Here is a 9,207-nt window from a genome sequence, read left to right on the forward strand (position 1 = left end):
CCGAAGTGGAGAACGACGAGGACAAGTGGTCGGCGCGACGGCGCAAGACCATCGACCGGGACGAGACCAACGTCATCCACCGCGACCGCACCGAGACCGTGGACCGCGATGAAACCATCACCGTGCACAACAACCGCACCGAGCGGGTGGACCACAACGAGAAGATCAGCATCGGCGACAACCGCAATGAAGACGTCGGCATCGACGAGACGGTGAGCATCGGCAACAACCGCAGCAAGACCATCGGCCGCAACGAGAAGGACAAGATCGGCAACAACTGGTCGATCAAGGTCGGCAGCTTCAAGACCGAGACCGTGGGCCTGGCCTACCTGCAGAACGTGGGGCTGGCCAAGATGATGAACATCGGCGCGGCATACAACGTGAACGTGGGCGCGGCCATGGTAGTCAACGTGGGGCTGACGCAGAGCACCAACGTGCTGATGGGGCGCTCGGTCACCGTGGGGCAAAGCCAGACGACGAAGGTGGGTGAGAACTGGAGCCAGACCACCGGCAAGGTGATCCGGATCGAGGCGGGCGACTCCATCGAACTGGTGTGCGGCGCCTCGGTGCTCAGAATGGAAAAGGGCGGCCAGATCACCGTCAACGGCAAGGAGATCGATCTGGTGGGGTCCAAGCACATCGGCCTCGATTCCAAGCGCATCGACCTGAATTGAGTTGACGCCATGGCGCTCCCATCCCACGCCCTGCCCAGCCCCATCGACGCCGCGGGCGTTCCGGAAGTCATCAACCACACGCCCTGGCCGAGCCAGTACTTCCAGCATGTGGACCCGCATGGGGACATCTTCCATGTGATGGTGACCCGCATCTCCTACTCCCTGCTGCAACTGCAGGAGAAGGACGGGCGCATGGAGCCCGTGCTGCTGCCGCCGGAGTGGCAACTGCCGCTGTGCCAGGCCGACCAGTTCCAGGGCGAGGTCAACGAAACCAGCCTGCTGCAGGAGAGCGACTACGCGCCTTTCAAGCCCCGGTGCGACGTGCTGGTGGTCAATGCCACCGCGCACGCGCCGGATGGCAAGGCACTGGCCCGCTGGCCGGTGGGCTTTCGTTTCGGCGATGCCATCGAGAAGACCTTTCAGGTGACCGGCCCGCGCCGCTTCGTGCGATCCGTCGCGGCGCTGGGAGCGCTGCAGTTGACGGAGCCGGAGCCCACGGACCGGGTGCGCATCGGCTACGAGCTGGCATTCGGCGGGCCGCACCTCATCCGCCAGGAGCGGTTGCTGCAGGGCTTCATCGACAGCGCGCCGGGCAGCGGAGTGACCGACGCACAGCGGCATCTCGCCAGCCAGGCGCACGCAGCGCTGCCGCCTTTCCATGGGCCCAACCCCATCGGCTGCGGGCGCCTGCCCACGGCGGTGCCGCAGGCCAACGAGGCGCTGGCGCAATTGCAGGGGCGCGGCAGTGCAGCGATTGCCCCGCCAGAGACCCAGCGGACCGAAGACGTTCGGCGTGCGCCGCAGATCGAAGACTTCCAGCAGCCCTATACCGGCCAATCCGACTACCCGGTGGTCGGCCTCGGGCCGGTGGGCCGCTGGTGGAGCCCTCGCGTGGCCCTGGCCGGCACGCACGACGAGCGCTGGAAGCAGACCCAGTGGCCCAGGAGCCCGCTCGACCACGACTACCGCTATTGGAACTGCGCGCCGGAAGACCAGCAGATCGACTATCCGCAGGGCGGCGAGGAAGTGGTGCTCGCGCACTTCACCGCGGCGGCACGGCATGCCGGCCCCTACCGATTCTGGCTGCCCCGGCAGGACCTGCAGCTGCTGGTGCGGCTGAAGGTCGGCGTGCTGATGTTCGCGCCGATGCACATCGACACCGTGATCCTCGACCTGGAGGCGGGCACGCTGAGCATCGTGCGCCGCGCAGTCGTCAGCGCCAAGGCCGATGTGCGGCAACTGGAACTGGGCACCTGGCCTGCGGGCACTGGTGTACACCTCGACGAGGCCATGCAGAAGGCGGCGCAGGCCCGCCGGAATGCACAGGGGGCCGGCCGTGGCCAATGAAAACATCGTCGCCAAAGACGGGCGTTTCCGAGTCGTCTCGCTCGCGCCCGACGTGTGCCTGACGCCCAGCAAGAACGGCGTGCCCGTGCCGTACCCCATCACGCACCAGCTGGACCAAAGCCAGCACTGCTCGCCCAACGTCTTCCTGCAAGGCAAGCCCGTATACCTGCACAACCAGAGCTACGTGGACAACGTGATGGGCGACGAACCCGGCCAGGGCAAGGGTGTGGTCAGCCAGACCAACGTCTTCATCAGCCATGACATCGACCACAGCAAGAGCGTGTACGTCAACGGCCGCGCCATCGTGCGCACCGCTGACAAGATGTGGATGAACTGGAAGAAGCCGTAACCCCCCATGGCGCCTAAAAGACCCAGGCCGCCAGAGGCCGAAACGCGCAACGCGCGCATCAAGCCCAACGACTACCCCGCGCCGGGGCCGATCGGCAACACCACGGGCATCGTGGTGCCGGACACCGCCCCCAATCCGCACGGCAACAGTGCTCCGCCCATCAAGCCCACCGAGACCGAGAAGAGTTGGTGGAGCCGCTGGGGCAGCGACGTGGTGCACACCGGGCTGGACGTCGTCGGACTGATCCCGGGGGCCGGCGAGATCGCGGACGGCGCCAATGCGCTGATCTATCTGGCCGAAGGGGACAAGGTCAACGCGGCGATCAGCGCCGCCGCCATGATTCCTGGCGCCGGCATGGCTGCCACGGGCGCCAAATACGGCAAGAAAGCCGTGGGCGCCGCGGCCGAGGCGTTGGGCAAGAAGACCGCCCGCGAGGCGGAGGAGGCGTTGGCCAAGAGAGAGGCCAAGGAGGCAGAGGAAGCTGCCGCGAAGAAAGCGGAGGGCAATGGGGGCGGCAAAGACAAGGGTAAGCCCAAGAAGCACAAGGATTGCGGCAAGAAGGTGCCTTATAACGACAAGAAGTCGCTCAAAGGCAGTGGGCTTGAGAAAGATCACACGCCTTCAGGGGCCGCGCTGGAGCGGGCCGCAGAACGGAAAATCAAAGACCTGCGCGAAGGCGGTATGGTCATCGATGACGCCCAGGCGCAGAAGATCAGGAACGCGGTGCGAAACCAGGCGCCCACTATCGCGATACCACCGGACATCCATGCCGAAGGGGATACTTGGCGGCATAAGAATTCCCCGGAAACCGTCAAGAAAGACGCGGCGAATTTGAAGGACGCGGTGAGAAGAAACACCGAAAAAATCTCGAAGGCGATGGAAGGGAAAGATCACGGGTGCAAAGAGGCTTATGACAAGGCGGCCGAAGAGCTGAGGAACATGGACTGGGACAAATACATCCAGGACGCCATCGACAACGTAGTGAAAGCGACATCATGAATGCCATCGAACTGATCGATTTTTTGGGGCACAGCAGTATCTACAAGCCCTTCGACGAATATCTGACGGCCGCCGGTTTGAAGAAGCGGCCAAAAATCGGGAAGTCGCTCGACACCCTCATCGCGGTTCCGGGCGAGGGCCTTTCCATGTCCTTTGAAATCGATGCGGAAGACGAGGGCATCGCGCAGAAAAGCGAAGGCACTTTTGTCTTCTACCAGCTGGAAATCATGCTGTCTGGCAAGGGCCAGGACAACGGCATCTACACAGGCCCCCTGCCTCACGGCCTGCTTGCCACGGATTCTCGCAGCGAGGTCGAACGCAAACTGAAAACCTTGAAAAGGCGCCTGCCGGACAACGACAGCTACTTTGTGGACGGCCTTGTCTGGACGGTGGCGTTCGACGCGGAAACATTGCGTTTTTTGCAGGTGGGTGTTCCGACGAACGGCAAGCGCAAGCACGGCCTGTGTGCCTGAGGGCGTCGGCGTGGAACCCGGAGTGGCGGATCTCACCGGCGACGTCCTGGCGTTGGTCGAATGCCTGGGCTGCTCTTGCGAAGACCCTCGGCTGGAGGCGTTTCTCGTTCACAAGCGCATCCATGACCGCCCCATGACCCCGGCCCAGTTGGAAGACGAAGGCGCGGTGCAAGACGATGGCGACACGGATGTGGAATACGAACTGGCACGCCGGTCCAAGGAGTCCCTGGTGGTCCAGTCCGAGCGCCATGGGTTTTGCCTGATCTTCCAGCCGCGCGAAGACCATGATCTGGTCCATCGCACCCCTTGCGGTGTTGAAGCCCCGTTCGTTCTGGCGCAGATCGCGTTCTTTGCCAAAGGCGTTCAGATCTACCAGGGCTTCGAGGGCGTGGTTTTCCGGAACGTGGGCATGCACACCCGCAGATCGGATACCGCCTATGCGGCATTGGGGCCGCCGCTGGCCCGCCGATCCGTTTACGAAACCTCCACCGATCTGTTCGCCTTGGGCGATTGGGTGCTGAATTTCGGGTTCCCGGAGAAGGAGCAAGACCCGCCACTGGCCCATGTTCACATCCGTCGCAAGAACGTTTTCGACGATGTCATGCTGAACCCGCGGATGTTGGAGGTTGCTCCCGATACCGATGCCTCCATGCCGGGTCTGTCACAGCTGGGGCGCTCCTCGGATGCGCCGGAGGTTCAGGATTTTCTCGCTGGTCTGGGCCTGAATGATGAAATCGATGAGGACATCGGCTGCCCTGAGGAAATGAATGGACGTGCCAGATCGCACGGCATCGTCATCTACTTCAAGGAGCTGCCCGAGGCGCTGGGCCACGCGCACGCGTTGCCCAAAAAGATCGTTTCGGCCATCACCTACAAACGCCGGGGCGACCTGCGCTCGTTGGGCTATTGTGGCGATCTGCCCTTTGGCCTTCACTTTGGCGACCGGCCCGACATTGCCATCGCGAAGGCAAAGCACCCTCCCGCAAAGGTTTCCGAAAGCGAAGAATTGCGCTCTTACTACTGGCGCGTGGCCTCGGGGATGGTGGTGCAGGCGGTGTTCAGCCTCGTTGATTGGCAACTGGCCCGGGTGACGCTGCACGCACCGGCCCGCGCTTCGGCGGTCGTGGGGGCCTGAACCGCGATCCCATGGAACGGCGGGCGGTGTCTGCCGTTGCGACCCGGCTGCCTACTCCCCTTGCGACCCCCGGTGCGCCCAGCCCGTGGTGTGCTTTTCCAGCACGCTGAACAGCTCGTACATCACCATCGCCATGGCGCCCACCACCATCAGGCCGGCGAAGGCCAGGCCCATCTGCATGGACGATCCGGCGGAGATCAGCAGGTAGCCGATGCCCTCGTTGGCGGCGGTCATCTCCGACACGGTGGTGCCCACGAAGGCGAGGGTGATCGACACCTTGAGCGAGCCGTAGAAGTACGGCAGGGAGCGGGGCAGGCCGACCTTGGTGAGCACGTCCCAGCGCTTGGCGCCCAGCACGCGCAGCACGTCTTCCAGTTCGGGCTCCAGCGTGGCCAGGCCCGTGGCGATGTTGACCATGATCGGAAAGAAGCTGATGAGAAAAGCCGTGAGGATGGCCGGCCCCACGCCGATGCCGAACCACACGACGAGGATGGGCACGAAGGCGGCCTTGGGCAGGGCGTTGAAGGCGGTCATCAGCGGGTAGACGGCGGCATACGCCAGCCGCGACGATCCGATGACGAAGCCCAGCAGCACCCCGACCACGATGGCGATGCCGAAGCCGGCCATGGTGACCCAGAAGGTGCGCCAGGCGTGGCCCGCGATGATCCACTTGAACTCCACGAACTGCGTCCAGATCGCCCAGGGGCTGGGGAAGATGAACTCCGACACGCCCAGGCCCGAGCAGATCACCTGCCACAGCACGAGCACCGTGAACAGCAAAACCCAGGGCGACCAGCGCTCCACCCGTTTCTTGTGCAGCGCGTTCATTGCGTGATCTCCCCGCCGGTCTTGCGCAGGGCGCCGATGTGGCCGCGCAGCTCCAGCACGATGTCGGTGAATTCCTTGGTGTAGGTCAGTTCCAGCTCGCGCGGGCGCGGCAGCTCGATGTCGCGCTTGACCACGAAGCGGCCGGGGCTCTTGCTCATCACGTACACGGTGTCGGCGAGGAAGACGCTCTCGCGCAGGTCGTGCGTGACGAGGATGACGTTGAACTGCTGCTCGGCCTGCAGGTCGCGCAGGATGCACCACAGCTCCTCGCGCGTGAAGGCGTCGAGTGCGCCGAAGGGCTCGTCCAGCAGCAGCATCTTGGGCTCGTGGATGAGGGCGCGGCAGATGCTGGCGCGCTGCTGCATGCCGCCCGACAGCTGCCAGGGGAACTTGTCTTCGTAGCCGGCCAGGCCCACCTTCTGCAGCAGGGCACGCGCGCGGGCCTCGTATTCCTTGCGGCGGGCCTTGAACTGGCTGCGGTGCGGCTCGACGATCTCCAGCGGCAGCAGCACGTTGGCGACGGTGGTGCGCCAGGGCAGCAGCGAGGGGGCCTGGAAGGCCATGCCCGAGATCTTGAGGGGGCCGGTCACGGGCTGGCCGTCGATGCGGATCTTGCCCATCGAGGGCATGCGCAGCCCGGTGGCCAGCTTCATGAAGGTGGACTTGCCGCAGCCCGAGGGCCCCACGATGGCGATGAACTCGCCGCGGCGCACCTGCAGGTCGATGGCCTCAACCGCAAAGTGGTTGGCGCGCAGCAACTCTTCGTTGTAGGCGAGCCAGACATCGCGAAAATCCACGAAATAGGTGTCGTCGGCCTGCATGGGATGAAAGAAGGGTTTGGAGTGAAAAGGGCCGCCAGCACAATCAATACTAGGGCATATTGCTATTAAATTTGTAGCAATTGCCGGGCGGTGCCTGGCGGGCTCGGGAAGGCCGGGGGGCTGACCCCCATGGGCCGGCCCCCGGTGCCATCACTTCCTGGGCAGGATGTTCAACTCGGCCGCCGGCGGCAGGAAGCTGCCGTTCCACACCGTCTCGGCGTTCACGCGGGACTTGGTGGCGAAGGCGTCGGACACCTGCGAGGCCATCAGCGCCAGGCGTTGCGGCTTCGCCTGGCCGAAGCCTTCGACCCGCGCGTCGGCGCTGTTGACCACGGTGTCGATGGCCAGTTGCAGGCGGCGGGTTTCCAGGGCCACGTTCACGATGCCGTCGCGCTCCTTCACGGAGGCGATGGCGGCGGCCGGGTTGGCCATGACCTCCTTCGCGCCTTTGGTGAAGGCCTTGAGGAAGGCGCGGATCGCCTCGGGGTTCTCCTTGACCAGCTTGGGGCTGGCGATGATCACGTTGCCGTACAGCTTCACGCCGAAGTCGGCATAGGGCAGCACCACCACGTCGCTGGCCTTGGCGCCGCGCGCCTCCAGGTTCAGCAGCGAGGTGAAGGTGAAGCCGGTGATGGCGTCCACGTCGCCGCGCACCAGCATGGTCTCGCGCAACGGCGGGTCCATGGCGGTCCATTGCACGTTGCCGATGCCGTTGGCCTTGGCGAAGATGGGGAAGGCGCGGCGGCCGGCGTCGAACACCGGGGCGCCCAGCTTCTTGCCGGCCAGGTCGGCGGGCTTGGCGATGCCGCTCTTCTTGAGCGCCATGACCGAGGCCGGCGTGTTGTTGTAGACCATCATCACGGCCACGGGCTTGTTCTGCGCGTCGGGGTTGTTGGCGTGGAATTCCATCACCGCGGCCAGGTCGGCGAAGCCCATGTCGTAGGTGCCCGAGGCCACGCGCTGCACGGCGCCGCCGGAGCCGTTGCCCGCGTCCACCGTCACGTTCAGCCCGGCTTCCTTGAAGTAGCCCTTGGCCGCGGGCAGCAGGAAGAACGCGGCCGGCCCTTCGAAGCGCCAGTCGAGCTGGAACTTGATGGGCGTTGGGGTCTGGGCCTGGGCCAGGGTGAACGCGCTGGCGGTGGCCAGTGCCGCCACGGCTTTCAGGAGGGAACGTTTGTGCATGGGGTCTCCGGTCGTGTCGGTCGATGGCATCCCGATCAGCAAGATCGATGCCCGGTTCCAGGCTCTGCCCCCGGCGGGGCGGTGCGGGCATGAACCAATGCGGTGCATGCTGCGGGAGGGTCTGCACCGTGGTGCCTGGCGGTCGGAGCCCCTGCCGGCACGGTTGCAGGGCGGGAGGAAGGCGGGCAGAGCCGGGTTCGGCATTCCGGCGGCGCGTTCGCATCCGTGGTGACCGGTATCACCCCGTGGCGTTTCAATTTTCCCTTTTTCGAGCGAGGGGAGCCATGCCCATCCAGCCGAGTGCCTTTCCTGGCATATTCATCCGCACCTCGACGAGGGCGACCCAAGATGGAAGCGGCCCCGCGCTGCAGGGCGCCGAGTTCGTCCGGCGCAACGAATCCGCGCTGCAGCAACTGGCCTCGCGGGATTCGGGCCGTGCGCTGCTGCGGCAGATCGAGGCCATCACCGCGATGGCTCCGCGCAAGCGGGTGGTCCTGACCCCTGCCCAGAACGGCAAAGTGCATGTGCGCTCGTTCCGGCGCGACGACGCCACGGAGGAACGTATCGGCTTGAACAAATTGGAGGACATCGACGCCTACCTGAGCGAGCGGCGCGCGCCCAGTGCCTTCATGCCGGTCGTGGCGGCGGCCCCTTTGCCCGGTCTTGAAACACCCGGTGCCGATGAAGCGTGGGTCTATACAGACCCCGAGGTCGCATGGCGGTATCCCACGCCCGAGTCCGGCGAAGGCGAACCCAGTCCTGCGGATTACGTCGCCACGCTGGCGCATGAGTTGATTCATGCCCGAGACAGCCTGCACGGCATCCATCCCGCGCGCACTGCGGACGAAACCCGTTACCAGCATCCTGTCGCGAAAGCGCCGATCCCCCGTTCACTGCTGCCCGCAGAACTGCGCACGGTCGGCGTTGGCGCCCATGCCGGCGCCAATCCCTCGGAAAACACGATTCGGGCCGAACAAGGGCTCACGCAGCGCCCCAGCTACCACGGCTTCACCACGGATGGCCACGGCGACGTGGCGGTATCGGTATCGGTATCGGCTGCGACGCCTGGGAAAACGCAGGACAAGTCCGTCTGAAAGGCGGCCGGGAGTGGATTGCCAACGTTTTCCGTATATCGAAATGCGGTTTTTCACCAGGGAGTGGATTCGTTTCCCGGACGGGGGCTTCGGGACTCCCAAAAAAAGCCGGCAGGCGAGGCAAGACGATGGCTCGCATGTCTTTGCTCTCCAAACTCTCGAACCGCTTCGGTCTGGCCCGCTTCAGCGTTGATACGCCCGTGGGCCAGAAACAGCAGACGCCATCGATCCCCAGTGCCGCGGTGCGGCCGCCCCTGGACGGCCCGGCGCGCCGGCGCGCCCACGCGGCGGCATCGACCCTGCCG

At 65.0% G+C, this 9,207-nt stretch carries 10 protein-coding genes; 7 read left to right on the plus strand and 3 right to left on the minus strand.

Translation table 11 applies throughout. The features are described 5' to 3' along the window. The 6 genes from AC27IO_RS16805 to AC27IO_RS16830 all read left to right on the plus strand — a co-directional run. A partial coding sequence (locus AC27IO_RS16805; RefSeq protein WP_498739775.1) for a bacteriophage T4 gp5 trimerization domain-containing protein occupies positions 1-674 on the plus strand: 674 nt, incomplete at its 5' end. A 9-nt stretch (positions 675-683) separates the two neighbouring features. Then, entirely contained in the window at positions 684-2,021 is a 1,338-nt protein-coding gene (locus AC27IO_RS16810) for a DUF2169 family type VI secretion system accessory protein (protein ID WP_498739777.1), read from the plus strand. Then, positions 2,011-2,370 (plus strand): DUF4150 domain-containing protein, encoded by a 360-nt coding sequence (locus tag AC27IO_RS16815; protein ID WP_228316159.1) that lies wholly within the window; start codon positions 2,011-2,013, stop codon positions 2,368-2,370. Before AC27IO_RS16810 ends, AC27IO_RS16815 begins: the two co-directional genes overlap by 11 nt. 6 nt (positions 2,371-2,376) lie before the next feature. Further along, positions 2,377-3,369, plus strand: coding sequence for a hypothetical protein (locus tag AC27IO_RS16820; RefSeq protein WP_498739779.1), 993 nt, complete (start codon positions 2,377-2,379; stop codon positions 3,367-3,369). Beyond that, positions 3,366-3,842, plus strand: a complete 477-nt coding sequence (locus AC27IO_RS16825; RefSeq protein ID WP_498739781.1) for a hypothetical protein — start codon at positions 3,366-3,368, stop codon at positions 3,840-3,842. Before AC27IO_RS16820 ends, AC27IO_RS16825 begins: the two co-directional genes overlap by 4 nt. A 22-nt stretch (positions 3,843-3,864) precedes the next feature. After that, on the plus strand, positions 3,865-4,977 hold the full coding sequence (locus tag AC27IO_RS16830; RefSeq protein ID WP_498739783.1) for a hypothetical protein: 1,113 nt from the start codon (positions 3,865-3,867) through the stop codon (positions 4,975-4,977). Positions 4,978-5,028: 51 nt separating this feature from the next. Here AC27IO_RS16830 and AC27IO_RS16835 read toward each other — a convergent pair whose 3' ends face one another. The 3 genes from AC27IO_RS16835 to AC27IO_RS16845 form a co-directional block, all read right to left on the minus strand. Then, positions 5,029-5,805, minus strand: coding sequence for an ABC transporter permease (locus tag AC27IO_RS16835; protein ID WP_487090183.1), 777 nt, complete (start codon positions 5,803-5,805; stop codon positions 5,029-5,031). Continuing rightward, entirely contained in the window at positions 5,802-6,626 is an 825-nt protein-coding gene (locus tag AC27IO_RS16840) for an ABC transporter ATP-binding protein (protein ID WP_284407760.1), read from the minus strand. Before AC27IO_RS16840 ends, AC27IO_RS16835 begins: the two co-directional genes overlap by 4 nt. 150 nt (positions 6,627-6,776) lie before the next feature. Next, positions 6,777-7,808, minus strand: coding sequence for an ABC transporter substrate-binding protein (locus AC27IO_RS16845; protein WP_498739785.1), 1,032 nt, complete (start codon positions 7,806-7,808; stop codon positions 6,777-6,779). A gap of 284 nt (positions 7,809-8,092) precedes the next feature. Between AC27IO_RS16845 and AC27IO_RS16850 the strand changes: the two genes are divergently transcribed. Then, positions 8,093-8,902: a M91 family zinc metallopeptidase gene (locus AC27IO_RS16850; protein WP_498739787.1), complete on the plus strand. Its 810-nt coding sequence runs from the start codon at positions 8,093-8,095 to the stop codon at positions 8,900-8,902. The last annotated feature ends 305 nt before the right edge of the window (positions 8,903-9,207 follow it).

It is taken from the genome of Acidovorax sp. KNOB132 (genome assembly GCF_057541515.1).

Bases quoted from the DNA above. Each gene is read 5' to 3' on its own strand.
- AC27IO_RS16810 (WP_498739777.1), top strand. From the start codon at position 684: ATGGCGCTCCCATCCCACGCCCTGCCCAGCCCCATCGACGCCGCGGGC.
- AC27IO_RS16820 (WP_498739779.1), top strand. From the start codon at position 2,377: ATGGCGCCTAAAAGACCCAGGCCGCCAGAGGCCGAAACGCGCAACGCG.
- AC27IO_RS16825 (WP_498739781.1), top strand. From the start codon at position 3,366: ATGAATGCCATCGAACTGATCGATTTTTTGGGGCACAGCAGTATCTAC.
- AC27IO_RS16835 (WP_487090183.1), bottom strand. From the start codon at position 5,805: ATGAACGCGCTGCACAAGAAACGGGTGGAGCGCTGGTCGCCCTGGGTT.
- AC27IO_RS16840 (WP_284407760.1), bottom strand. From the start codon at position 6,626: ATGCAGGCCGACGACACCTATTTCGTGGATTTTCGCGATGTCTGGCTC.
- AC27IO_RS16845 (WP_498739785.1), bottom strand. From the start codon at position 7,808: ATGCACAAACGTTCCCTCCTGAAAGCCGTGGCGGCACTGGCCACCGCC.
- AC27IO_RS16850 (WP_498739787.1), top strand. From the start codon at position 8,093: ATGCCCATCCAGCCGAGTGCCTTTCCTGGCATATTCATCCGCACCTCG.